The organism is Methylococcus capsulatus str. Texas = ATCC 19069, assembly GCF_000424685.1.
Lineage (GTDB): Bacteria > Pseudomonadota > Gammaproteobacteria > Methylococcales > Methylococcaceae > Methylococcus > Methylococcus capsulatus.
Genome location: NZ_KE384224.1, coordinates 440,172 through 464,103 on the forward strand (window position 1 = coordinate 440,172; position 23,932 = coordinate 464,103).

Here is a 23,932-nt window from a genome sequence, read left to right on the forward strand (position 1 = left end):
CCGGGGCGATGCCACCGAGCGCCGCCTCATCGACGGCCTGCAGCTCATCGCCTACAATCCCCTCGAGCGCAAGCCGGGCGACCCGCGACCCCGCTATAGACTCGACCCGGCCGCCCCAGCCAGCCGGGAGGATTTCCCCCCCCACCCACTGGCGCACACCCATCCCGAGAGCGGCAGGACGCTGCCGTATCTCGGCGCAGCCACCGAAATCGCCGGCTGGGAGCCGCGGGAGAGCGTAGCCCTGATAGAGCGGTCGCTGGCCACCCGCTGGACCCGCGTCTCGCCTATCGCCACCGGCGGCGCGTGGGCGGCATCGTGTGCCGGGACGACCAGGCCGCCGTGCTTGTGCGAACCCCGTTCCCCGTTGAATCGCGGCGCGTGCGCAAGCGCACCGGCTTGGCGGGAGGACGGCCCCTCTGAACCATCGATCGAAAACCATGAGCTCGATCCCAACGCTACTCGCTTCACGTTACGGCAGGCATGAACCCGTGCCGGCCATCGCCGCGAACGCTGTCGTGGAACACCTGCTTTCCCACCGATCGGTCCGCGCCTACACCGCCGAGCCCTTGGCGCCTGGCACGCTGGAAGCCCTGGTCGCTGCGGCTCAATCCGCCGCCAGTTCGTCCAACCTCCAGCTCTGGAGCGTGGTCGCGGTCGAAGACGGCGCGCGGCGCGCCCTCCTCGCCGAGCTTGCCGGCAACCAGACCCACATCGTCCAGGCACCGTTGTTCCTGGTCTGGCTGGCCGACCACGCCCGTCTGCGGCGGATCGCCGCCCGGCGCGGCATCGCCGCCGAGGGACTGGACTATCTGGAGATGTACACCATGGCCGTGGTCGACGCTGCCCTGGCGGCGCAGAACGCCGTGGTCGCCGCGGAATCGCTGGGGCTGGGCACTGTCTACATCGGCGCGATGCGCAACCACCCGGAACGGGTGGCGGCGGAACTCGGCCTGCCTCGGGGGGTTTTCGCAGTCTTCGGCCTGTGCGTCGGCCACCCCGACCCGGCCGCCCTCCCCGCCATCAAGCCGCGTCTGCCCCAGAACGCGGTGCTGCACCGGGAAACCTATGCCCTGGAAAGCCAGGACGAGGCGGTGGAGCGTTACAACGCCACGATGTCGGAGTTCTATGCCGAACAGAACATGGCGGTCGGGGGTGACTGGTCGAAACACTCCGCCTCGCGCATCTCCGGTCCTGCCAAGCTGTCCGGCCGCGACCGGCTCAAGGCGGCCCTGAACGCCCTCGGCTTCGAACTGCGCTGACATGGACGGCCTTGCCCTCAGATTGAAGATCGTCCAGGCCGGCGAACCGCTGCTGCGGCAGCGGGCGCGTCCCTTGAGCCCGGAAGAAATCCGCAGCGCCGCGGTCCAGGCGCTGATCGGGCACATGCGCGAGACGATGCGCGACGCGCCGGGCGTGGGACTCGCCGCGCCGCAGATCGGCCAGGGTCTGCAACTGGCCGTCATCGAAGACCGCGCCGACTACCATAGGGGTCTGTCTGCCGAGGAACTGGCGGCGCGAGGACGCGAACCGGTACCCTTCCACGTCATCGTCAACCCGGAAATCGTCGCCCGCTCGGAAGAGACCGACGTCTTCCACGAAGGCTGCCTCAGCCTCGCGGGCTTCAGCGCACGGGTGGAGCGTGCCCGCTGGGTGCGGGTATCCTGCCTGGACCACCGGGGGGAACCGCAGACCATCGAGGCCAGCGGCTGGTATGCCCGCATCCTGCAGCACGAGATCGACCACCTGCACGGGAGGCTCTACATCGACCGCATGGACCCACGCAGTTTCACTACCCAGCCCAACCACGTCCGTTACGGCGACATCGAAACCAGCTGATAGCAATGGCGGGCTGCCAAGCCGGCAGCATTACCACAACGGCAAATGGAACCGAGGCCAATTGCGCCCCGGGGGTGGAGCCGGGGTCGAGGCAATGGGATGAACCGTGACCTTTCGGGCTCATGGGCGGGCGGACCCATGCCAAACCGCGACGCGAGCGGTTTCCGGAACGGCCATGAGCGTAGCGCCAGGACTCTAAGAACAACTGACCGTGGCGGGCGAGGACAAGACGCGCGTCAAACCGATCGCCGAAGTCTTCGAGCATCTGGAGGACCGCTGTTCCCAGTCGAAGGACGTGGCGACCGCCGGTCAGGTGCGCGAGACCGGATTACGGCAGCAGAAGGAAATCGAGGAGGGGGAAGTGCGTCTGACCCAGGCCATCCATCGTCAGACCCTCGGGGTGGTCGGTTCCGTCGGGAATGGTCCGGCTGCTGGAATGGTTCCTCGCTCGCCCGTCTGCCCGACCCATAGGGGAACGTCACCACCGAACCGAAGCGATACTCAGGCGGCCATGTTCTGCTGTTCCAATACGGCGTTCTCCGCCAGGGTTTCCTGGATCAGCGTCTTGACTTCCAGCGCGCATTTCCCGCACTGGCTGCAGGCGTCCAGGCGCGTCCGCAAGGTGCGCAGATTGTACGCGCCGTGGCGAGTGACGACTTCCCGAACCTGGCGGTCAGTGACGCTCCTACAGATGCAGACATACATAAGCATGGGCCTCAAGACTGGAGACGAGCTTAGAATATCAGAACTGAGAACGTTTCTCAAACAAGAAACGAAAAAATTTTGTTCCCGAATCGGCAAGACAGCATTCCCCATCCGGCGACCGAAACAGTGCCTAAACCCCCTCTTCCGTTTGGCTTTGCAGATAATTCTCCAGACCGATGCTCTCGATCAGCCGAAGCTGGATCTCCAGCCACAGACAGTGATCCTCCTCGGTGTCGTCGAGCAGAACCTGCAGGATGCGCCGGGTCTCGTAGTCGCCCTTTTCCTCGCACAGGCCGATCACCTCGCGGAGATGGCCGATGACGGCGTGTTCGACGCCGAGGTCGTTCCTCAGCATCTCCGGCACGTTCCGTCCGACATGGATCGGATCCCGGGCACCCACGTCCGGAACCCCTTCCAGGAACAGGATACGCCGGATCAGCGCGCTGGCATGAGCCTGCTCCTCCTGCATTTCGTGGGCGGTGTGCTCATACAGCACATGAAAACCCCAGTCCCGGTACATCATCGCGTGGATGAAATACTGGTCGATCGCGGCGAGCTCGCCCGCCAGCAGCCGATTCAGTGCCGTTATCACCTCAGGCTGACCTTGCATTTCCCCTTCTCCCGAAACGCCGCCCTTCAGGGCCTTTGTGGTTGTCGTACGTAATTGAAACAGAATTACGTATACTAGTCAGCCAGAAAAAGCCCTGCCACATTCGAACCTACGCCCGATCCGCGGCGCACGCAACAAGAAGACCACCACATCGGCGACCGGACCACCTGAACCAATGAACGAAATCGAGTACGAACTGCGCGAACGGGATCTGCTGGCTTTCAGCGATCATCAGATACGGGAGACCAAGGCGCTGAAGAAGCGGCGGCAACGGCATCAGGCCACGATCCCGGCATTTTTCGTCGCCATTTCGCTGTTTCTCTGGTTCTATTACCAGGACATGGTATCCGCAGCCTACGTGGGCGTCATAGCGCTGGCATGGGGCTTTCTGGTCCCTGCCTACATACGCTGGACCACCCGCAAACAGCTGCTCGCGATGTACTCGCAGGAAGACAAGCGCCGCATCCTGGGTCGCTACCGGCTGAGCGTGGCCAGGGACGCGCTGATCGAAAAGAAGCTGGACGGCGAGGAGACTCGGATTCCCTGGAGTGAAATCCTGCGGATCGAACTCACCGACAAATACGCGTTCATTTTCGTTGCGATCGACGAGGCGCTGATCGTACCGCGGGCCACGACCAATGCCGCAAAGCTGCGCGATTTCGTAAAGGCGGCGGACGAACGGATCGCCGCGGCGGACTGAAGCGGCCGTGTCTGTCTCACGATGATCGAGTTTCACGAGGTCACCCTCAGGATCGGCGGTCGGAGCCTGTTCGAGCACGCCTCGTTCAACATCTTTCCCGGCCAGAAAGTCGGCGTGACCGGCGCCAACGGCGTCGGCAAGTCCAGCCTGTTCGGGTTGGTGACCGGGAGCAGGCAGACCGACGCCGGCGAAATCCGGCTCCCGCCGAACTGGGTCATCGCCCATGTCGCCCAGGAAACGCCATCGGACACACGGGCTGCGATCGAGTTCATCATGGATGGCGACACCGAGCTGCGGGAAGTCGAACGCGAGATCGCCTCGGCCGAAGCCTCCGGAGACGGCCTTGCACTGGCCCGCGCCCATGCCCGTTACGAGGCGATCGGCGGCTATCAGGCCAGAGCCAAGGCCGGGCGGTTGCTCGCCGGTCTGGGCTTCGCAGCGGGCGACGGGGAGCGTCCGGTCGACGCCTTTTCTGGCGGCTGGCGCATGCGGCTCGCGCTGGGCCGCGCGCTGATGGGCCGCTCGGATCTCCTGCTGCTCGACGAGCCCACCAACCACCTCGACCTCGACGCCGTGCTGTGGTTGCAGGAATGGCTGGCCGGCTATCCCGGCACCCTGCTGTTCGTCTCGCACGACCGCGACTTCCTCGACGGTCTGGCCGACCACATCCTCCACATCGAAAACGGCCAAGTCATTCTCAACACGGGCAATTTTTCGGACTTCGAACGGGCACGGGCCCAGCGGCTGGCACAGAACCAGGCGACGTTCCGCCGGCAGCAGGCCGAGATCGCCCGCCTGCAGGGGTTCGTCGACCGGTTCCGTGCCAAGGCGACCAAGGCGCGCCAGGCCCAGAGCCGGCTCAAACTGCTGGCGAAGATGGAGGTCATTTCACTGGCCCATGTGGATTCCCCCTTCGAATTCGCCTTCCGCCCGCCGGAAAAACTGCCCCGTCCGTTGCTGCAGACCGAAGACGTGACGGTGGGATACGAAGGCGTTACGCTCTTGGAAAACATCGGGCTGTCGCTGATGCCGGGCGACCGGGTCGGCCTGCTGGGCCGCAACGGCGCCGGCAAATCGACCTTGATCAAGCTGCTGGCCGGGCTGCATCCGCCCTCGAGCGGTGAGCGCCGGGTTTCAGGCGAACTGCGACTGGGATATTTCGCCCAGCATCAGGTGGAACTGCTGCGCCCTGCGGAAAACGCCGTGTTCCATGTCCAGAGTCTGGACGGCAAGGCCTCCGAAAAGGACATCCGCAATTTCCTCGGCGGCTTCGGCTTCAGCGGCGAACGGACTTTCGAACCCGTCGCCGGGTTTTCAGGCGGCGAGAAAGCCCGACTGGTGCTGGCCCTTCTCGTCTACCAGCGACCCAACCTCCTGTTGCTGGACGAACCGACCAACCATCTGGATCTGGAGATGCGGCTGGCGCTGATCCGGGCACTGCAGGATTTCGAAGGTGCGGTCGTGCTGGTGTCGCACGACAGCTACCTGCTGCGCGCGGTGGCAGATGATTTCTTCCTGGTCGCCGATGGCAGGGTCACCCCATTCGACGGTGATCTGGACGACTACCGCGCCTGGCTCCGCAACCGCGCCTCCTCCAACTCCAGCGGCGCCGAGGACCACCGCGACGCGGGGACGTCCCGCCGCGAAACCCGGCGGGCCGATGCCGAAAGACGACAGCGGCTCCGGCCTTTGCGCCTGCAGCTCGAACGTGCCGAAGCGGAACTGGAGCACTGCTCGAAGCGGCGGGAAGAACTCGAATCCCAGTTGGCCGATCCCGGTCTTTATGCCGAGGAGGCCAGGGACCGGCTCAAACGCCTGCTGCTGGAGAAGGCCGAGGCGGAAGCTTCACTGGTCCGCGCCGAAGCGGCCTGGTATGCCGCCAGCGAAGCGCTGGAACAGGCACAGCTGCAGACCGACATGGCCTGAATCCGGAGAAGACCCCGCATGCCGCTGATCCGACTGTTCATCGAAATCTGCCTGTTCCGCAAAGGGCCTCAGGATGTCCCGCGGTCCCTTCTGCTGCTGTGGCTCACGGCGGCAGCCTACCTCCTCGTCGGCTTCATCCTGCTCGGGCTGGAAGTGGACTGGCTGCCGGCAGTCGTCGAGTCGCTGGCGGAACTGGCGATGCTCCTCGGTTTCGTCTGGCTGCTGCTGGCCCTCTTCAAAAAAACGCCACGCTGGCAGAAGACGGCCATTGCCATGCTCGGCAGCGACGTCGTCATCAGCGCGCCCGCCATCCCTCTGGTGGGCTGGACCTTGGCGGTGCCCGACGCCGCCGGTATCCACCTCATGTTGTTCGGCATGATGCTCTGGCACGTCGCCGTCGTCGCGCACATCTTCCGGCATGCGCTGTCCCAACCCTGGGCCACCGGCTTGCTGCTCGCCGTCGCGTATGTGGCGGGAAGCTACAGTGTCATGATGACGCTGTTCCCCCCTACGTCCGTTTGACGGCATCGGCAATCCTCGCCTTCCGCCTTGCTCCTCTCACTGCACACAGTCGCTCCCGGCACATGACCGCATTCCTGCGCCAGCCTCATCACCGTTACCAGGATCCCCTGGCGCGGATCTGGATCGCCTGCGCCGAAAACGTCGGCTTCCGCATTGCGCGCAGCTCCGAGGTGTATGCATCCACGGACGGACAAGGCACGATTCTGATCGGCAGCGACGATTTGCTCGACCCGGACGATTCCCTCGCGCAGATGATCTTCCACGAGCTGTGCCATGCGCTGGTGGAGGGCGAGGCCGGTGAGGCCCAAGTGGATTGGGGTCTGGACAACACCAGCAACCGGCACCTGTGGCGCGAGCATGCCTGCCTCCGGCTGCAGGCCTATCTCGCCGACGGCGTGGGCCTGCGCGATTTTTTCGCCCCCACCACCGACTTTCGCGTCAAATTCTGGCCCACCATCGGTGACGACCCGATGACGGCTCCGTCGGACAGAGGCGGCCGCCGCGAACCGTCCTGTGTCGCCGCCCGGCTGGCCGCCTGGCGCGCATCGCAGCCGCGCTGGGCTCCACACCTTCAAGCCGCTCTGGCGGCGACCGCGGCCATTGCCGGCGTCGTTCCCCGCCACATTCGAAGCGATGACGCCGGCGAGGAGCGAATGACTTCCCTGTGGAGCACGGTGGTACCGCCCCCTCCTCTGCATCCGGCGGGCCATGCCGCCGTCGCTCGCTACCCGGCGGACAAGGGCTGCGCCAGCTGCGCCTGGTCATATGTCGCTCGCCAGGGGATTCGCTGCCGGCATGCGCCGAAAGTGCGCCTCGCTCCGGATGCGCCGGCCTGCATGCGCTGGGAGCCCGCGAAAGATCTCGATTGCCTCACGTGCGGCGCCTGCTGCCGGGAAGCCTACCAAGCGGTGGAATTGTCGACTCGCGAACCACTCGTCCGCCTGCATCCCGACCTGGTCGTCGTCGCCGGGAAACGCCGGAAACTGCGCCGCGATGGCGAGCGCTGCGCCGCCCTGACGGGCGGCAACGATCCGGCCCAATCCTATGCCTGCCGGATTTATGAAGACCGCCCCCGCACCTGCCGAGATTTCACACCCGGCAGTGCGAATTGTCTGGACGCCCGCCGGAGAGTCGGCCTGTCGCTGTGACGGCGGTTCCAAACACCGAGTGGGACGCTTGAAGCAAGGCCATTGGAAGGGTGGGCTTGAATATCGATGAGCAGCTCGACCGGGTCGGTCCCCTCGGGACGACATGGGCGGAACAGGCCAGGGGTGTTCTCGTGCCTGCCGCGCCGGCCGGGACGGTGGGGATCGGCGAAACGGACCGTTCGTTTCCGCCTGGCAGGATAGGGTCTTCTGGCAATGCCAGACACCCGCCTTCACATGAAATATCCCGCGTCACGCCATTGGCGTCAGTGCCCCGCATTCCTGGGAACGATGAACCTGGCAGAGGTACGATTTGTCTTGTACCCATGGTCGTAAGCCTGCCCGTTAAACTCCAAATGGGTGTCGGCGGGACGGCCAAGGGTTATCTTGAACGGGGCCTTTCCCTGGACGGTCTTGACCTGCCCCTCGGTCACGTTTTCAAAAAGAAGTTTTTTCCCCTCGGCATCCGTGACGCTGGCCCAGGACTCCCCCGAAAAGCTCAGGGTTAGAGTATCCACCTCCGGCCGCAGCGGCTGTGGAGAGGGCTGCGGTTGCGTCGACGGATACGGCGAAGCGGCCGGCGAGCCCAGCGCGTCGGCCGCTGCCATTGGGTTCGAGGCGGGGGCAGGCCCGCCGGTGGAGGGCGCTACCTCCTCCCTCCCGGGCATGGCGGTCCCGTTCACAGCCGGTTCCACCGGTACCGGTTCGGAAAGCTCGACCGGGGATGGAGCCTCCCCGGAAATCTGCGACGAACGCCAATGCTGGTAGCCCCAGATACCCGCCATGCCCAGCAGGACCAGTCCCAGCGGACCGAACCAGGAGGTGGGGCTCGCCTCGCTCTGGCCGCGCACCACGGCTCCCGGCTCGGGATCCGATCCCCCCCCGGCGACTCGGTTGTAGGCATCGACGATTTCCTGCTCCGGCAGTCCCAGCAAGCGCGCGTAACCGCGCAGATAGCCGCGCACGAAAGCCGGAGGCGGCAGGCTGGCATAATCGTCGCGCTCCAGAGCACCGACGGTCCCCACGGACAGGTGCAGTTCGCGCGCCACCTTGTCGATCCCCTGCCTCCGTGCCTCGCGGGCGGCTCGAAGCCGCTGCCCAGCGCTCTCTCCTCCCGGCCGTTCTGCGAGACCGTCATTCGTGTCGCCCATGTCGTCGTTCCGCCTTCCGAAAAACGAATAATTGTAAGCGCCCGCCCGTCTGCGCATTCAAACGCATACGGTCACGCCTTTGCAAGTTCGATTCCGTCCCTGCTTTCCTGAGTGCAAGGCGCCTTGCGTGCCACGTCCCTTCCCGAGGTGTCAGAATAGCCGCACCGGACGATCGTTCCGGCGTGAGGCTGCGTGGTCTCCCTTGCCCAGACGACAAAGGGCCGTGGGCCCGCATACAAAATCTTGAGGAGAAAACTATGGAACTCGGCAACTGTGTCCATTGCGGAACCAAAATCTCCGCGCCAGCAAGCATCTGCCCAGGCTGCGGAAAATCGGCCGAATCATCCGCCGGCGAAAACGAACCTCCCATCCGGAAGCTCGGCGGAAAATTCCAGGCCATCGGCATCCTGGCTCTTGCAGCCGGCATCGTGGCCACCCTGGGCGGCGCCTGGTGGGGACCGGCGCTCGCGATGCCGGGCGTGGTGTTGTTCATGCTTGGAAAAATGTAAGCGAATGCGGGCACGAAGGGAGGGAGCCCCTTCGTGTTCCTGAAGCAGCAGCCGACGGAGCGCGCCGGCGCGCGCAACCGGTCAATCGGACATACCGCCGTATTGATGACATTTCTGAGGCACGGCTCGACACCCGGGGAGACATGAGACATGCTAGACGGCCGTCATGGCATGTTCCGACGCGCGGCCGCCGAAACACGCCCCCACCAGGACCTTCAATGCAGGATTCCGTACAGGATGGAGCCCAGAATCGATCTGTTGAAAAACGCCGGATGCCAGCTGCTTCTGATCGTTCCGGCAGTACTCGCCGCCGGTTGCAGCACGAAGATCGGCCCGGATTACCAGACTCCCGAAACCCGGGTTTCCCCCGACTGGCTCGAAAGCGAGGACACGCGTGTCTCCAGGAAGGAGGGCGATTTCCGTGAGTGGTGGCGGGTGTTCAAGGATCCGGTCCTGAACAAGCTGGTGGAAACCGCCTATTCACAGAACCTTCCGCTACAGATCGCCGCCGTCCGCATCCTGGGTTCGCGCGCGGAGCTGGGCATCGCGACCGGCAATCTGTTCCCGCAGAGCCAGGCGTTCCAAGGCCAAACCGAAGATTTCGGCATGCCTCTTCTGCGGAATCTGGGAATGGGCGACAGCCTCTGGTATACCCGCATCGGCGTCATGTCGAACTGGGAAATCGACATCTGGGGCAAGTACCGCCGGGCCATCGAATCGGCCGACGCGCAGTTGATGGCATCCGTCGCCGAGTACGACGACATCCTCGTGACCCTCACCGCCGACGTGGCCAACACCTATGTGCAGATCCGGACCCTGGAAAAGCGCCTGGATATCGCCCGCCATAACGTCGCGACCCAGAGCGAGAGCCTGCGCATCGCCGACGCCAAATTCCACGGCGGCACCAGCACCCAGCGCGACGTGGAACAGGCCAGGACCGTGCTCGCCAGCACCCAGGCCACCATTCCGGTGCTGGAAGGGCAGCTTCGGCAGGCAAAAAACACGCTTTGCTACTTGCTCGGCATGACGCCGGAGAAGCTGGACGAGCCCCTGGGCGGCGAAGCGCAGTTCGGTCAAATTCCGGCGCCGCCGGTCCAGGTCGCCGTCGGCATTCCCGCCGACCTGCTGCGCCGCCGCCCGGACGTGCGCCGTGCGGAACGGAGTGCCGCGGCGCAATCGGCCCGCATCGGCATCGCCAAGGCGTCGCTCTATCCGGCCTTCTCGATCAGCGGCAGCTTCGGCTTCATTGCCACCAACTCCCAGGGCCACAGCCTGAGCGATATCTTCAACTGGGGCCAGCACTACTACGCCTTCGGGCCCTCGGTGCAGTGGAACCTGTTCAATTATGGCCAGCTCACCAACCAGGTCCGCGCCCAGGATGCCCGCTTCCAGGAGCTGGCCCTGAGTTATCAGAACACCGTGCTGAAGGCGCAGCAGGAGGCCGAGAGCGCCTTGATCGGTTTCCTCAAGGCCCAGAATTCCGCACAGTTCCTGGCCGAGAGCACCGCCGCCGCCCAGCGCTCGCTGGATCTGGCAACCTTGCAGTATCGCGAAGGCATCACCGATTTCACCACGGTACTCACGGCGGAGCAGGACTTGCTGAAACAGCAGGACAATTTCGCCCAGACCCTCGGCAACATCGCCACCAACCTGGTCGGCGTCTACCGCACTCTGGGCGGCGGCTGGCAGATTCGCGAAGGCAAGGAATTCGTGCCCGAGCCGATCCTGCAAGCGATGGCCGAGCGAACCCACTGGGGCGATCTGCTGAAACCCGGGGCGGTGCCCAAGACTCCCCCGTCCAGCCTCATCCGGGCGCCGGACTGGTAAGGCCGCAAAGTTTCGCGAAACTCTCGACTCATTGGCGACGAGCCGTGCTCCAGCCGATTCTGCCAACACCACCGGAAACGACTTCAGGGAGACCCTTCCAGTGATTCGCACGACTCTCCACCGCCTGGGACGCATGCAGCGCGCCCTTGCCGGCACCCTCACTTCCATGCTGTTCCTGGGCATCGGCGGCTGCGATCGACCCAACACTTACGTCCCGCCGCCACCGCCGCCCGTCATCATCAGCCAGCCGGTCGTAGGCCCGGTCACGCCCTATCTCGAACTCACCGGAAACACCCAGGCGATCAAGACCGTGGAACTCCGCGCCCGGGTCGAAGGTTATCTGGAAAAAATCCTGTTCCGCGAGGGCGAAATCGTCAAGGAGGGACAACTGCTGTTCCTCATCCAGCAGAACACCTACCAGGCCAAATTGAAGGAGGCCAAGGCCCAGGTGCTCGCCGACAAGGCCCGCCTGATGCATGCAGAAACCGAGTTCGCCCGTTTCTCGGGATTGCTCAAGCAGAATGCCGCCGCCCAGACCGACGTCGACCGCTGGCACTACGAACGGGATTCGGCGCAGGCCGCAGTCATGGCCTCGGAAGCCAACGTGGAACTGGCCCAACTCAATCTGAGCTACACCGAGGTCAGAGCGCCGTTCACCGGCCGCGCCGGGCGACGCCTGAAGGATCCGGGCAACCTGGTCGGTGCCGGCGAGAAAACCGTACTCGCCGAAATAAACCAGATCGACCCGATCTACGCCTATTTCACGATCAGCGAGCACGATCTGCTGCGGGTCCGGGGCCAGCATCAGGACGAGGCGACCAATCCCCACACACCGGACGTGCCCGTGTTCCTGGGTCTGGTCAACGAGGACGGCTATCCGCACCAGGGCAAACTCGATTTCGCCGGCATCCGGCTGGACCCCACCACAGGCACCTTGCTGCTGCGCGCCATTTTCCCGAACACGGACTATTCCATTCTTCCCGGCCTGTTCGCCCGGCTCAAGGTGCCGGTCGACGCGGCGCAGTCCGCGCTGCTCATCCCGGTGGAAGCCATCGGCTACGACCAGCTCGGCCCCTACGTGCTCGTCGTCGACGACAAGAACCTGGTCGAGCGGCGCAGCATCACCACCGGCCCCCCTGCCGGGCGCATGATGTCGGTCAGCGACGGTTTGAAGAGCAGCGACTGGATCGTGGTCGATGGCCTGCTGCGCGCCATTCCCGGCAAGGAAGTGACCCCCGTCCGGCAGCCGCTGGCGGCTGAACCGGCCGGCGATTCCGCGGGAGCGCCCGCCCGATGATCTCCAAGTTCTTCATCGAACGGCCGATCTTCGCCAACGTCATCGCGATCGTCACGATCATTCTGGGCGCCGTCAGCCTCATCAATTTGCCGGTCGCCCAGTATCCCGACATCGTGCCCCCCACCATCCAGGTAACCACCCGCTATCCCGGGGCCAGCGCCGAGATCATCGCCAATACGGTCGGCATCCCGATCGAACAGGCGGTCAACGGCGTGGAGAACTCGCTGTACCTGTCCTCGACCAGCGGCAGCGACGGCTCCTATACCTTGACCGTGACTTTCCGGGTCGGCAGCGATCTCAACACCGGCCTGGCCCTGGTGCAGAACATGGTCAACGGGGCCTTGGCCCAGCTGCCGGATGCGGTGCAGAAACAGGGCGTCACCGTCAAGAAAGTGTCGACCGACATGCTGCAGGTCATCAGCCTGTATTCGGACGACGACCGCTTCGACGAAACCTATCTTTCCAATTACGCCGTCATCAACCTGCAGTATCCGTTGGCCCGCATCCATGGCGTCGGGCAGATCAAGGTCGTCGGCGCCGGCTCCTACAGCATGCGGGTATGGCTGAATCCGGAGAGGCTGCGCTACTACGGCCTCACCGCCAAGGATGTGGCCGACGCGATACAGCAGCAGAACGTCGAGGTCGTGGCGGGCCAACTCGGCGGCCCCCCGGTGCCCGAGGACCAACCCTACCAGTTCACCATCAACGCCCTGGGCCGTTTGTCCGATGTCTCGGAATTCGAGAACATCATCATCAAGACGAGCCGGGGAAAACCGCAGCAGTCGGTCACGAACGAAGATGCAGCCCGGATCGTGCGCGTGAAGGACCTCGCCCGAGTCGAACTGAGCCAACAGACGTACACCAACTACGCCGAGGTCAACGGCCACAAATCGACCCAGATCGTGGTCTACACCCTGCCCGGAGCCAACGCCATCGACGTCGGCGAAAGAATCAAACAGTCGATGGAGGAAATGAGCCAGGACTTCCCCCAAGGGCTCAAATACGCGATCTTCTACGACACCACCAAATTCATCGACCAGTCGATCCACGCGGTCTACGAGACCCTGTTCGAAGCCGGCGTGCTGGTGCTGATCGTCATCATGGTGTTCCTGCAGAACTGGCGGGCGACCCTGGTGCCGGCCACGACCGTCCCGGTGACCATCATCGGCGCCTTCGCCGCGATGGCGATGCTCGGCTTCTCGGTCAACCTGATGACATTGTTCGCCTTGATCCTGGCGATCGGCATCGTCGTGGACGATGCCATCATGATCGTCGAGAACGCCTGGCACTACATCGAGAAGGGACTGACGCCGAAGGAGGCGTCGATCAAGGCCATGAGCGAGATGACCGGCCCGGTCATCGGCATCACCCTGGTGCTGACTGCGGTATTCCTGCCTTCGGCCTTCCTGCCCGGCATTACCGGCCAGATGTTCCGGCAATTCGCCCTTGTGATCGCCTCTACCGCGATCATCAGCGCCATCAACGCCTTGACCCTCAAACCGGCTCAGTGCGCCCTCTACCTCAAGGCACGGCCGGCCGATCACCGTCCGAACGCATTCTACCGCGGCTTCAACGAAGTCTATGCCGCAATCGAGGCAGCCTATACCCGAGTGGTCCGCTGGATGGTGAAAAGGGCCGGAACGATGGCCGTGGTTTTCTTCGCCTTCATCGCCATGGGCGGCTGGCTGTTCAGCATCCACCCGACAGGCTTCCTGCCCAGCGAGGATCAGGGCTACGCCATAATCATGACGCGCCTGCCGGACGGCGCCGCCCAGCCCAGACTCCGGGAAGCCAGCCGCAAGCTCGACGAAGTCCTGAAAAAAACGCCCGGCGTGCATGCCTGGGTCGTGATCGGGGGGTTGTCGATCCTCGATACCGCCAATCTCTCGAACGCTTCCACCACCTTCGTCATTTATGACGACTGGGACAAGCGCGGCGAAGCGCTCGATCAGCGCCATATTCTCGGCAGCCTGAAAAAGCAGCTCGACGCCATTCCGGAAGCCCAGTTCGCCATCATGATTCCGCCGCCCATCCGCGGCCTCGGCCAGGCCGGCGGCTTCCAGATGATGGTCGAAGACAGGCGCAGCCTCGGCCTGCCCGAATTGCAGAAGGGCGTGCAGGAACTGACCCGCGCCGGGTCCACGCAATCCGGTCTCGGCTTCGTGGGTTCGACCTTCAGCAACCGCAGCCCTCAGCTTTACCTCGACATCGACCGCACCAAGGCGCAGTCGCAGGAAGTTCCGCTGAGCAACGTATTCGCCACCCTGCAAGCGTATCTCGGATCCGCTTACGTCAATCTGTTCAATAAATTCAATCAGTCGTTCCAGGTTTACGTGCAGGCCGACGCACCCTACCGACTGCGGCCGGAGGACATCCAGAATCTCTACGTGAAGAACGTCCGGGAGGAAATGGTCCCGCTGGGCTCCCTCCTGACCGTGAAGCACATGCTGGGTTCCGAACTGGTCACCCGTTACAACCTCTATCCGGCAGCGCCGGTTTTCGGCTCCGCGGCCCCGGGGTCCAGTTCCGGTGAAGCGATCCAGCTGATGGAACGGATCGCCAAGAACACCTTGCCGCAAGGCATGAGCTTCGAATGGACCGCCACCGCATTCCAGGAAAAGCAGCTCGGCAACCAGGCGTATTACATCTATCTTCTGTCCATCGTTCTGGTTTTCCTGGTGCTGGCCGCTCAATACGAAAGCTGGGCCAGCCCCGCCGCGGTGATCCTGGTCGTACCCATGGCTCTGGTGGGCGTCATCGTCGCCCTCATCATCCGCCACTTCGACAACAACCTGTACACCCAGGTCGGACTGGTACTGATGATCGCGCTGGCCAGCAAGAACGCCATCCTGGTGGTGGAATTCGCCCGGGAACTGCGCGCCGAAGGCATGGCCATCGCCGACGCCGCGGTGGAAGCCACCCGGCGCCGGTTCCGGCCCATCATCATGACCTCGTTCGCTTTCATCCTGGGTGTCGTCCCGCTGATGAAGGCCGGCGGCGCCGGCGCGGCCAGCCAGCAGGCGATCGGCACCGTGGTGTTCGGCGGCATGCTGGCCTCGACCATCCTGGCCATCCCCTTCGTACCGGTGTTCTACGTCATCACCCAGCGCTGGAGCGAGCGGAACAAGGGAGGCAAACCGGAATCTCCGGCGACCGGCTGAGGCGGCCCGTAGGAGTGTCACGGCCTCACCGGTCCCGTGGGAGCTCGACGGAAGCAGGCTTTGGTCGACTCCCATGATTACGATTGACAACCCGGCTCCGCTTGACGAAAGTGTAGCCAGCTTTGTGGTACATCCTCCGCCTCGACGGGTGATGCTTACGCTGACATCGGGAGACATGCGCACATGAGTTCCGCTGGCGTTCCACATACCGATCTTTGGCCGCTCCTGCTCTATTTCGAGCTGGTGCTGGTCGTCGTGGGCACGATGCTCGCGCTGCCCCCCTTCCTGGGGGAACGCCGCACCCGCCGCACCCCGGCGACGGAGCAGCCGTACGAATCCGGCATCGTCGCGGTGGGCAGCTCCCAGCTCCGTTTTTCCGTCCGCTTCTATCTCATCGCGATCTTCTTCGTCATCTTCGACCTGGAAGCCGTCTTCATCTTCGCCTGGGCCATCGCGTTCCGCGAAAGCGGCTGGCCCGGCTACATCGAAATCCTGATCTTCATCGGCGTCCTGGTCGCCACACTGGTCTATCTGTGGCGCATCGGCGCGCTCGACTGGCGCACACCCCGCCAACGCGGCATCGAAGCCACGATCCACCAGTAGGAGCCCCTCATGCGCTGGAGCCTGAAACGAGCAGACCAAAGCCCGATGCCTCAGCCGGGCCGGCAAACCTACGAAGAAGTGCTGCGGCGCAACATCCTGTTCGCCCGCCTGGACGACCTGGTGCGCTGGGGCCGCAAGAATTCGATCTGGCCGTTCAATTTCGGCCTTTCCTGCTGCTACGTGGAAATGGCGACGGCCTTCACCAGCCGCTTCGACATCGCCCGTTTCGGTTCCGAAGTGATCCGCGCCAGTCCCCGCCAGGCCGACCTGATGGTGATCTCCGGTACGGTGTTCCGCAAGATGGCGCCTGTGGTCAAGCACCTCTACGACCAGCTGCTCGAACCCAAGTGGATCATTTCCATGGGCTCCTGCGCCAACTCCGGCGGCATGTACGACATCTACAGCGTGGTCCAGGGCGTGGACAAATTCTTACCCGTCGACGTCTACGTGCCGGGCTGCCCGCCACGGCCGGAAGCCTTGCTGGAGGGACTGATGATGTTGCAGGAATCGGTGGGAAAAGAGGCGCGGCCCCTGAGCTGGGTGATCGGACCGCAAGGCATTCAAAAGGCCCCCGCGCCGAGCCGGCGTGATCTCAAGCAGGCCGAACGCAACCGGGCGACCGAACTGCACGACCCGTTCAGCCTGGACTAAGCGGGAGGAAATCCAGACATGGCAGCCCCGACGACGGAACATGCCGAAACCATCGTCCCGGCCCTGTGCCGGCGCTTCGGCGGCGAGACCTTCGTCCAGCAGACCACCGCTGACGGCATTCCCACCCTGTGGCTGCCCGCCCGAATCCTCGTGGAGACGATCCGCTACCTCCGTTCGGAAATCGACCGCCCCTATGCCCTGCTGTTCGACCTGACCGCCGTCGATGAACGGGTCCGGAAGCACCGTGACGGCATGCCGGCAAGCGCCTACACGGTCGTCTATCACCTCGTCTCGCTGGAGCGCAACGCCGATGTCCGGCTGAAAATCGCCTTGCCGGAGACCGATCCGGCGCTCCCCAGCATCGTTGCCGTCTGCCCCGCCGCCAACTGGTACGAGCGCGAAGTCTGGGACATGTTCGGCATCCGTTTCGACGGGCATCCCAACCTGCGCCGCCTCATCATGCCGCCGACCTGGCAGGGCCATCCCTTGCGCAAGGATCATCCGGCCCGGGCCACCGAGATGGAACCGTTCAGCCTGCCGGACGATGTGCAACAGCAGGAGCAGGAAGCCCTGCGCTTCGTGCCCGAGGAATGGGGCATGCAGCGCCAGAGCGAGGACACCGACTTCCTGTTCCTGAACCTGGGCCCCAATCACCCCAGCGTGCACGGTGTGTTCCGCGTCGCCCTCCAGCTCGACGGCGAGGAGATCGTCGATGCCGTGCCCGACATCGGTTATCACCACCGGGGCGCGGAAAAGATGGGGGAACGCCAGTCCTGGCACAGCTACATCCCCTACACCGACCGGATCGATTACCTGGGCGGTTCGATGAACAACCTGCCTTACGTCATGGCGGTGGAGAAGCTGGCCGGAATCGAGGTGCCGGAGCGCGCCCGGGTCATCCGCGTCATGATTTCCGAGTTCTACCGGATCGCCAGCCACCTGCTGTTCTACGGGACGTTCGCCCAGGACGTGGGCCAGATGTCGCCGATTTTCTACATGTTCATCGACCGCGAGAGGGTGTTCGAGATCATCGAATCGTTTACCGGCGCCCGGATGCACTCCAGCTTCTTCCGCATCGGCGGGGTGGCCATGGACCTCCCCGAGGGCTGGGACAGACTGATCCGTGAATTCATCGCCTATTTTCCCAGGCGTCTGGCCGAATACGACAAGGCGGTGATGGCCAACAAGCTGATCCAGCGCCGCACCCGCGGGATCGGCGCCTACACCACGACCGAGGCCATCGACTGGAGCGTGACCGGCGCGGGACTGCGGGCCACGGGGCTGCCCTGGGACTACCGCAAGGCACGGCCCTATTCGGGTTACGAGAACTTCGAATTCGACGTTCCTACCGGCACGAACGGCGACTGCTACGACCGTTGCGCGGTGCGGGTGGAAGAGATGCGGCAGAGCCTCCGGATCATCGAGCAGTGTGTGGAGCACATGCCTTCCGGCCCTTACAAAGCCGAGCACCCGCTCACCACCCCACCGCCCAAGGAACGCACGATGCACGACATCGAGACTCTGATCCAGCATTTCCTCAGCGTCTCCTGGGGCCCGGTGATCCCGCCGGGCGAGGTCTGCGTGACGATCGAGGCGACCAAGGGCCTGAACGGCTATTACCTGACCTCGGACGGCGGCACCATGTCCTACCGTACCCGCATCCGCACCCCCTCGTTCCCGCATCTGCAAATGATCCCGCTGATGAGCCGGGGCATGATGGTCGCCGACCTGATCGCCATCCTCGCCAGCATCGATTTCGTGATGGCCGATGTGGACCGCTGAAGGAACCGGAACATGACCCTCACATCCGACGAAATCCAAGCCATCCTCCGGGAAGCCAGGCATTTCCCTCACCCTTCGGCGGCCGCGATCGAAGCGTTGAACGTCGTGCAGCGCAGTCACGGCTGGATTTCCGATGAGCTGCTGCAGGAGATCGCCGAACTGCTGGGAATGTCGCCGGCGGAGCTGGACAGCATCGCCACCTTCTACAACCTGATCTACCGCCGGCCGGTCGGCAGACGCGTCATCCACTACTGCAACAGCGTGAGCTGCTGGATGCTGGGCGCCGAGGACAACCGCCGCCATCTGAGCGAAAAACTCGGCATCGCTGTGGGGGAAACCACGGGGAACGGCGAATACACCCTGCTGCCCATCGTCTGCCTGGGAGCCTGCGACAAGGCTCCGGTACTCATGATCGGCGACGAGACCCATTTCAACGTCGATCCCGCCAGACTGGACGACATTCTCGGTGAAACCGGAGCGCCCTGATGGACAAGCCGCTCACCCGCAACATCAAATCCGACGGCTCGACCGTGACTCTGGCCGAGTATCTCGCCAGCGGCGGCTACGAAGGATTGAAAAAAACCCTCGCCGAATTCGCCCCTCTCGACGTACAACAACGGGTCAAAGACTCCGGACTGCGCGGCCGCGGCGGCGCCGGCTTCCCGACCGGCCTGAAATGGAGCTTCGTGCCGATGGGCGAGGACGCACCCCGGACCAAATACCTGGTGGTCAACGGCGACGAGATGGAACCCGGTGCGTTCAAGGACCGGCTGTTACTGGAGGGCGATCCGCACCAGCTGATCGAAGGCGTGGTCATCGCAGCTTACGCCATCCAGGCCAATATCGCCTACGTCTTCCTCCGCGGCGAATACCGGCTGGCGGCGGCGCGGCTGCGGCAGGCGATCGCCGAAGCCGAAGCCCAGGGGCTGCTCGGCGAAGGCATCCTCGGCTCGGGATTCAGCCTGGACCTGCGCCTGCACACCAGCGCCGGGCGCTACATCTGCGGCGAGGAAACCGCACTGCTCAACTCGCTGGAAGGCAAGCGCGCCAACCCCCGCGCCAAGCCGCCGTTTCCGCAAGTCTCCGGCCTGTTCGGCAAGCCCACCATCGTCAACAACGTCGAGACCCTCTGCAACCTGCCGCACATCCTCCGCAACGGGGTGGAGTGGTACAAAGGACTCAGCCGGACCGGCGAACCGGGCACCAAGATCTACGGCGTCAGCGGCCGGGTCAGGTCCCCCGGCGCCTGGGAGCTGCCCATGGGCACGACGGCGCGCGAGATCATCGAGGAGCACGCCGGCGGCATGCGCGACGGCTACCGTTTGAAGGGCTACCTGCCGGGAGGGGCCTCTACCGACTTCCTGCTGCCCGAACACCTGGATATTCCCATGGACTACGGCTCCATCGGCAAGGCCGGCAGCCGGCTCGGTACCGGCACGATGATCTTGCTGGATGATAAGACCTGCCCGGTGCAGATGGTGCTCAACCTGGAACGGTTCTTCGCTCAGGAATCCTGCGGCTGGTGCACCCCTTGCCGGGATGGCCTGCCCTGGACCGTCAGCCTGCTCGAAGGGCTGATCGAAGGGCGCGGCCGGCCGGAGGACCTCGCGACTCTGGAACGCTTGTGCGGCCTGCTCGGCCCGGGCAACACCTTCTGCGCCCTCGCGCCCGGTGCAATGGAACCGCTGCAGAGCGCCCTCAAGTACTTCCGCGCCGATTTCGAGCGCTATCTCCAGCCGCAAACCACCCGCGGAGGCATGTATGCCTGACAAAATCGTCGGGAACGATTTTGGACCGCCGAAGGCGGGTCCGAAGGACGGACTCCAGGGAGGGAGTCCGCACAAAATCGTCGGGAACGGTTTTGGACCGCCGAAGGCGGGTCTGCACATCGAGATCGACGGCAAGAGCCATCCCGTCAAGGCCGGAGAAAACCTGCTGCAGGCGATCCTCTCGCTGGGCCTGGATCTACCCTATTTTTGCTGGCACCCGGCCATGGGTTCGGTCGGCGCCTGCCGCCAGTGCGGCGTGATCCAGTTCAAAGATGCGAACGACGCCCAAGGCCGGGTGGTAATGGCCTGCATGACGCCGGTCGCGGAGGGTATGCGGATTTCTCTCCAAGGCCCCGACGCCAAAGCCTTCCGCGCCGGCATCCTGGAACTGCTGATGACCAACCATCCGCACGACTGCCCGGTGTGCGAGGAAGGCGGCGAATGCCATCTGCAGGACATGACCGTGATGACCGGCCATACCGTCCGCCAGTACCGCGGCCTCAAGCGCACCCACCGCAACCAGGACTTGGGCCCCTTCATCAACCACGAGATGAACCGCTGCATCGCCTGCTACCGCTGCGTCCGCTATTACCAGGACTATTGCGGCGGCGACGATCTGCAGGTGTTCGCCTCGCACAACCACGTCTATTTCGGCCGCCAGGAAGACGGCGTACTGGAGAACGAGTTCAGTGGCAACCTCGTCGAGGTCTGCCCGACCGGGGTATTCACCGACAAAACCTTCAGCCGGCATTACAGCCGCAAATGGGATCTGCAGACCGCGCCTTCGGTCTGCGTCCACTGCGGCATTGGCTGCAACACCAGCCCCGGTGAGCGTTACGGCAGCCTGCGGCGGATCGTCAACCGCTACCACGGCGAGATCAACGGCTATTTCCTCTGCGACCGGGGACGATTCGGCTACGGCTTCGTCAACGGCCCGGCCCGCCTGTATCAGGCCCGCTCCGCCGAAACCGGTCCGCTGGACGTGTCGACCGCCGAAAACCGCTTGCGCGCCATGCTGGAGGATGCCAAGGGAATCGTCGGCATCGGATCACCCCGTGCCAGCCTCGAGGCCAATTTCGCCTTGCGGGAACGGGTCGGCGCGGAGCGTTTCCATGCCGGCATCGGCGACGCCGAACACGGTTGCCTGCGCACCCTGCTCGACCTCGTCCGGAACCTCCCCCTCCACCTCGTGTCGCTGCGCGAGGCCGAACGGGCGGATGCCGTGCTCATCCTCGGCGAAGACCCGACCCAGACCGCGCCGCGGCTGGCGCTGGCGCTGCGCCAGGCGGTGCGCAACCGCGCCCTGGCCATCGCCGACGAACTGGGTATCCCGCACTGGCAGGATGCCGCCGTGCGTGAAGCGGCCCAGGCCGAAAAGAGCCCGCTGTTCATCGCCAGTCCGGCGCCGACCCGGCTGGACGACATCGCCGCGCGAACCTGCCGCGCATCCCCCCGGACCATCGCCCGGCTGGGCTTCGCCGTCGCGCATGGCATCTGCCCCGAAGCGCCGGCCGTCATGGGTCTGACACCCGAGCACGAAGCCCTGGCCGCGGAAATCGCCCAGGCTCTGACCTCGGCCGAACGCCCCCTGATCGTGGCCGGTACCGGCTGCCTGAGCGAAGACGTGCTGCGGGCGGTGGGCCAGATCGCCGCTGCGCTGGCGGCGGCACGGCCGGGACGGGCCACTGCGGTGCATTTCGCCGTGCCGGAATGCAACAGCCTGGGGCTGGCGCTGATGGATGCGCAATCTCTGGCACACGCCGCCCACACCATCGAATCGGGCGAGGCCGACACCTTGCTGATCCTGGAGAACGATCTCTACCGGCGGGCGGACCGAACCACGGTCGATGCGCTGCTGACGCGTGCCAGACAGGTGATCGTGATCGACCATACCCTGCACGCCACGGCGGAGCGCGCCCACCTCGTCCTGCCGGCCGCCAGCTTCGCCGAGACCGAAGGGACGCTGGTCAGCAGTGAAGGCCGCGCCCAGCGCTTCTTCGCGGCGATGCAGCCGGCCGGCGACAGCCGCGATGGCTGGCGCTGGCTCGGGCCATGGCCCTGCCTCGACGATCTGACCCGAGCGCTGGCCGACTCGCTGCCGGTGTTCCAGCAAATCACCGCTTGTGCGCCGGGAGCGGCCTTCCGCATCGCGGGCCAGAAGATCCCGCGCCAGCCGCACCGCTACAGCGGACGCACCGCGATGCTGGCCGACATCCGCATCCACGAACCGAAACAGCCGGAGGATACCGATTCGGCCCTGGCCTTCTCCATGGAGGGAGCGGCAAACGACCATCCGCCGGCCCTGAATCCCTTCGTCTGGGCGCCGGGCTGGAACTCGAACCAAGCGGTCGGCAAGTTCCAGGACGAAGCCGGCGGGCATCTCTCCGGCGGCGATCCCGGCATCCGCCTGATCGGTGATGGCGCCGGAACCGGCCTACCGTGGTCCGTGCCGCCGGAAACCGAAGCGTCCATTGCGGACGCGCTGCGGCTGGTACCGCTGCACCACATCTTCGGCAGCGACGAGACCAGCATGCACTCGTCCGCAGTGGCGGAACGGGCCCCGCATCCCTATGTGGCCCTCAACCCCGAGGACGCGGCCCGACTCGGTCTCGCCGAAGGCGAAGAAGTCGAACTCGCCCCGGACGTCTGGCTGCCGGTGAAATGCCTGCCCGGTCTCGCGGCAGGGATCGCCGGCGTGCCGGCCGGCCTGCCCGACCTGCCCGTCCCGGTAACCGCTTGGCAGTCGTGGAAACCGAACAAACCTGGAGATGAGACATCATGACCGTCGGATCACCCGCTGTCGTCATCGGCATCCTGCTCTCGACCGTGATCGTCGCGGCCTGGCTGATCTGGGTGGAGCGCCGCATGATCGGAATCTGGCAGGACCGGCTCGGCCCCAACCGGGTCGGCCCGCTGGGACTGGGACAGGTCGTGGCGGACATGGTCAAGATCTTCTTCAAGGAGGACTGGATTCCGCCTTTCGCCGACAAGCCGGTGTTCGTCATCGCGCCGGCCATCGTCATGGTGACCATGCTGCTCGGCTTCGTCGTGGTACCGTTCGCGCCGGGCGTGGGCGTCATCGACTTCAATTTCGGCCTGCTGTATTTCTTCGCGCTGTCTTCGCTGGCGGTCTACAGCCAAGTGCTGGCGGGCTATGCCTCGAACAACAAATATTCGCTGTTGGGGAGCCTGCGCGCCGCCGCCCAGAGCATCAGCTACGAGGTCTTCATGGGGCTGGCCGCCATGGGCGTGGTGATGCTGGCTGGCAGCTTCAACCTACGGGAGATCGTCGAAGCGCAGAAAGACGGCTGGTACGTACTGCCGCAGTTTGCCGGCTTTCTCGCCTTCCTCGTGGCGGCCGTAGCGGAATGCCATCGCGCGCCCTTCGACCTGCCGGAAGCCGAACAGGAAATCACCGGCGGTTTCCACACCGAATATTCCGGCATGAAATTCGGCATGTTCTTCGTCGGCGAATACCTGGGGATCACCTTGAACTCGGCCATCCTGGTGACGCTGTTCTTCGGCGGCTGGCTGGGACCGGCCTTCCTGCCGCCTTTGGCCTGGTTCATCCTCAAGACCCTGGTCTTCATCCTTTTCTTCATCCTGCTGCGGGCGGCGCTGGCCCGGCCGCGCTATGACCAGTTCATGAGTTTCGGCTGGAAGGTGATGCTGCCGCTGACCCTGGCCAATATCGTCGTCACCGGGGCCGTCGGCTTGTCGGTGCCATGAGGGAGGAAG

20 protein-coding genes are annotated in these 23,932 nt (G+C 64.6%); 17 read left to right on the forward strand and 3 right to left on the reverse strand.

Annotation, left to right across the window (positions count from 1 at the left end):
- The first annotated feature begins 437 nt into the window (after positions 1-437).
- A complete protein-coding gene (locus H156_RS0113440) occupies positions 438-1,259 on the forward strand; it encodes an NADPH-dependent oxidoreductase (protein WP_017364594.1) in 822 nt (273 codons plus the stop codon).
- Between the two features lies 1 nt (position 1,260).
- Positions 1,261-1,836, forward strand: coding sequence for a peptide deformylase (gene def / locus H156_RS0113445; protein WP_017364593.1), 576 nt, complete (start codon positions 1,261-1,263; stop codon positions 1,834-1,836).
- A gap of 501 nt (positions 1,837-2,337) precedes the next feature.
- On the opposite strand, the gene H156_RS0113455 is transcribed toward def, so the two are convergent.
- Positions 2,338-2,541, reverse strand: a complete 204-nt coding sequence (locus tag H156_RS0113455; RefSeq protein WP_010960648.1) for a (2Fe-2S)-binding protein — start codon at positions 2,539-2,541, stop codon at positions 2,338-2,340.
- A 130-nt stretch (positions 2,542-2,671) separates the two neighbouring features.
- Positions 2,672-3,151, reverse strand: a complete 480-nt coding sequence (gene bfr, locus H156_RS0113460; protein WP_017364121.1) for a bacterioferritin — start codon at positions 3,149-3,151, stop codon at positions 2,672-2,674.
- Between the two features lie 175 nt (positions 3,152-3,326).
- Between bfr and H156_RS0113465 the strand changes: the two genes are divergently transcribed.
- From H156_RS0113465 to H156_RS0113480, 4 genes are all read left to right on the forward strand, one after another.
- Positions 3,327-3,851: a YcxB family protein gene (locus tag H156_RS0113465; RefSeq protein WP_017364120.1), complete on the forward strand. Its 525-nt coding sequence runs from the start codon at positions 3,327-3,329 to the stop codon at positions 3,849-3,851.
- Between the two features lie 21 nt (positions 3,852-3,872).
- On the forward strand, positions 3,873-5,777 hold the full coding sequence (locus H156_RS0113470; protein WP_017364119.1) for an ATP-binding cassette domain-containing protein: 1,905 nt from the start codon (positions 3,873-3,875) through the stop codon (positions 5,775-5,777).
- Positions 5,778-5,795: 18 nt separating this feature from the next.
- Entirely contained in the window at positions 5,796-6,299 is a 504-nt protein-coding gene (locus H156_RS0113475; RefSeq protein ID WP_017364118.1) for a hypothetical protein, read from the forward strand.
- 62 nt (positions 6,300-6,361) lie between these two features.
- Positions 6,362-7,447, forward strand: a complete 1,086-nt coding sequence (locus H156_RS0113480; protein ID WP_017364117.1) for a YkgJ family cysteine cluster protein — start codon at positions 6,362-6,364, stop codon at positions 7,445-7,447.
- Between the two features lie 263 nt (positions 7,448-7,710).
- Here H156_RS0113480 and H156_RS0113485 read toward each other — a convergent pair whose 3' ends face one another.
- On the reverse strand, positions 7,711-8,595 hold the full coding sequence (locus tag H156_RS0113485; RefSeq protein WP_161625748.1) for a RodZ domain-containing protein: 885 nt from the start codon (positions 8,593-8,595) through the stop codon (positions 7,711-7,713).
- A gap of 257 nt (positions 8,596-8,852) precedes the next feature.
- On the opposite strand from H156_RS0113485, the gene H156_RS0113490 reads away from it, so the two are divergent.
- The 11 genes from H156_RS0113490 to nuoH all read left to right on the forward strand — a co-directional run bounded on the left by H156_RS0113490 (position 8,853) and on the right by nuoH (position 23,923).
- Positions 8,853-9,104 (forward strand): hypothetical protein, encoded by a 252-nt coding sequence (locus H156_RS0113490; RefSeq protein WP_017365922.1) that lies wholly within the window; start codon positions 8,853-8,855, stop codon positions 9,102-9,104.
- 237 nt (positions 9,105-9,341) lie between these two features.
- Positions 9,342-10,931 carry an efflux transporter outer membrane subunit gene (locus H156_RS0113495; protein WP_238536890.1) on the forward strand — a complete coding sequence of 530 codons (1,590 nt, stop codon included), beginning with the start codon at positions 9,342-9,344 and terminating at the stop codon, positions 10,929-10,931.
- A 100-nt stretch (positions 10,932-11,031) separates the two neighbouring features.
- Positions 11,032-12,228 (forward strand): efflux RND transporter periplasmic adaptor subunit, encoded by a 1,197-nt coding sequence (locus tag H156_RS0113500; protein WP_017365920.1) that lies wholly within the window; start codon positions 11,032-11,034, stop codon positions 12,226-12,228.
- Positions 12,225-15,389 carry an efflux RND transporter permease subunit gene (locus H156_RS0113505; protein WP_017365919.1) on the forward strand — a complete coding sequence of 1,055 codons (3,165 nt, stop codon included), beginning with the start codon at positions 12,225-12,227 and terminating at the stop codon, positions 15,387-15,389. The genes H156_RS0113500 and H156_RS0113505 overlap by 4 nt, the downstream gene beginning before the upstream one ends.
- A gap of 183 nt (positions 15,390-15,572) precedes the next feature.
- Entirely contained in the window at positions 15,573-15,992 is a 420-nt protein-coding gene (gene ndhC, locus H156_RS0113510) for an NADH-quinone oxidoreductase subunit A (protein WP_017365918.1), read from the forward strand.
- Between the two features lie 9 nt (positions 15,993-16,001).
- The gene (locus H156_RS16200) at positions 16,002-16,643 is read left to right on the forward strand and encodes a NuoB/complex I 20 kDa subunit family protein (protein ID WP_017365917.1); all 642 of its coding nucleotides are present in this window, start codon (positions 16,002-16,004) and stop codon (positions 16,641-16,643) included.
- An 18-nt stretch (positions 16,644-16,661) separates the two neighbouring features.
- Positions 16,662-18,425: an NADH-quinone oxidoreductase subunit C/D gene (gene nuoC, locus H156_RS0113520; RefSeq protein ID WP_017365916.1), complete on the forward strand. Its 1,764-nt coding sequence runs from the start codon at positions 16,662-16,664 to the stop codon at positions 18,423-18,425.
- A 12-nt stretch (positions 18,426-18,437) separates the two neighbouring features.
- Complete coding sequence (gene nuoE, locus H156_RS0113525; protein ID WP_017365915.1) at positions 18,438-18,911, forward strand: NADH-quinone oxidoreductase subunit NuoE; 474 nt, start codon at positions 18,438-18,440, stop codon at positions 18,909-18,911.
- Positions 18,911-20,194, forward strand: coding sequence for an NADH-quinone oxidoreductase subunit NuoF (gene nuoF, locus H156_RS0113530; protein WP_017365914.1), 1,284 nt, complete (start codon positions 18,911-18,913; stop codon positions 20,192-20,194). Before nuoE ends, nuoF begins: the two co-directional genes overlap by 1 nt.
- Positions 20,187-22,976, forward strand: a complete 2,790-nt coding sequence (nuoG, locus tag H156_RS0113535) for an NADH-quinone oxidoreductase subunit NuoG (protein ID WP_017365913.1) — start codon at positions 20,187-20,189, stop codon at positions 22,974-22,976. The genes nuoF and nuoG overlap by 8 nt, the downstream gene beginning before the upstream one ends.
- Complete coding sequence (gene nuoH, locus H156_RS0113540) at positions 22,973-23,923, forward strand: NADH-quinone oxidoreductase subunit NuoH (protein ID WP_017365912.1); 951 nt, start codon at positions 22,973-22,975, stop codon at positions 23,921-23,923. Before nuoG ends, nuoH begins: the two co-directional genes overlap by 4 nt.
- The last annotated feature ends 9 nt before the right edge of the window (positions 23,924-23,932 follow it).

What these genes read in the sequence shown, in the direction of transcription:
- nuoF (WP_017365914.1), top strand. Translation starts at nt 18,911, where the DNA reads ATGGACAAGCCGCTCACCCGCAACATCAAATCCGACGGCTCGACCGTG.
- bfr (WP_017364121.1), bottom strand. Translation starts at nt 3,151, where the DNA reads ATGCAAGGTCAGCCTGAGGTGATAACGGCACTGAATCGGCTGCTGGCG.
- H156_RS0113485 (WP_161625748.1), bottom strand. Translation starts at nt 8,595, where the DNA reads ATGGGCGACACGAATGACGGTCTCGCAGAACGGCCGGGAGGAGAGAGC.
- nuoG (WP_017365913.1), top strand. Translation starts at nt 20,187, where the DNA reads ATGCCTGACAAAATCGTCGGGAACGATTTTGGACCGCCGAAGGCGGGT.
- ndhC (WP_017365918.1), top strand. Translation starts at nt 15,573, where the DNA reads ATGAGTTCCGCTGGCGTTCCACATACCGATCTTTGGCCGCTCCTGCTC.
- nuoC (WP_017365916.1), top strand. Translation starts at nt 16,662, where the DNA reads ATGGCAGCCCCGACGACGGAACATGCCGAAACCATCGTCCCGGCCCTG.
- nuoE (WP_017365915.1), top strand. Translation starts at nt 18,438, where the DNA reads ATGACCCTCACATCCGACGAAATCCAAGCCATCCTCCGGGAAGCCAGG.
- H156_RS16200 (WP_017365917.1), top strand. Translation starts at nt 16,002, where the DNA reads ATGCGCTGGAGCCTGAAACGAGCAGACCAAAGCCCGATGCCTCAGCCG.
- H156_RS0113495 (WP_238536890.1), top strand. Translation starts at nt 9,342, where the DNA reads ATGGAGCCCAGAATCGATCTGTTGAAAAACGCCGGATGCCAGCTGCTT.
- def (WP_017364593.1), top strand. Translation starts at nt 1,261, where the DNA reads ATGGACGGCCTTGCCCTCAGATTGAAGATCGTCCAGGCCGGCGAACCG.
- H156_RS0113465 (WP_017364120.1), top strand. Translation starts at nt 3,327, where the DNA reads ATGAACGAAATCGAGTACGAACTGCGCGAACGGGATCTGCTGGCTTTC.
- H156_RS0113455 (WP_010960648.1), bottom strand. Translation starts at nt 2,541, where the DNA reads ATGTATGTCTGCATCTGTAGGAGCGTCACTGACCGCCAGGTTCGGGAA.
- H156_RS0113470 (WP_017364119.1), top strand. Translation starts at nt 3,873, where the DNA reads ATGATCGAGTTTCACGAGGTCACCCTCAGGATCGGCGGTCGGAGCCTG.
- H156_RS0113490 (WP_017365922.1), top strand. Translation starts at nt 8,853, where the DNA reads ATGGAACTCGGCAACTGTGTCCATTGCGGAACCAAAATCTCCGCGCCA.
- H156_RS0113475 (WP_017364118.1), top strand. Translation starts at nt 5,796, where the DNA reads ATGCCGCTGATCCGACTGTTCATCGAAATCTGCCTGTTCCGCAAAGGG.
- nuoH (WP_017365912.1), top strand. Translation starts at nt 22,973, where the DNA reads ATGACCGTCGGATCACCCGCTGTCGTCATCGGCATCCTGCTCTCGACC.
- H156_RS0113505 (WP_017365919.1), top strand. Translation starts at nt 12,225, where the DNA reads ATGATCTCCAAGTTCTTCATCGAACGGCCGATCTTCGCCAACGTCATC.
- H156_RS0113480 (WP_017364117.1), top strand. Translation starts at nt 6,362, where the DNA reads ATGACCGCATTCCTGCGCCAGCCTCATCACCGTTACCAGGATCCCCTG.
- H156_RS0113440 (WP_017364594.1), top strand. Translation starts at nt 438, where the DNA reads ATGAGCTCGATCCCAACGCTACTCGCTTCACGTTACGGCAGGCATGAA.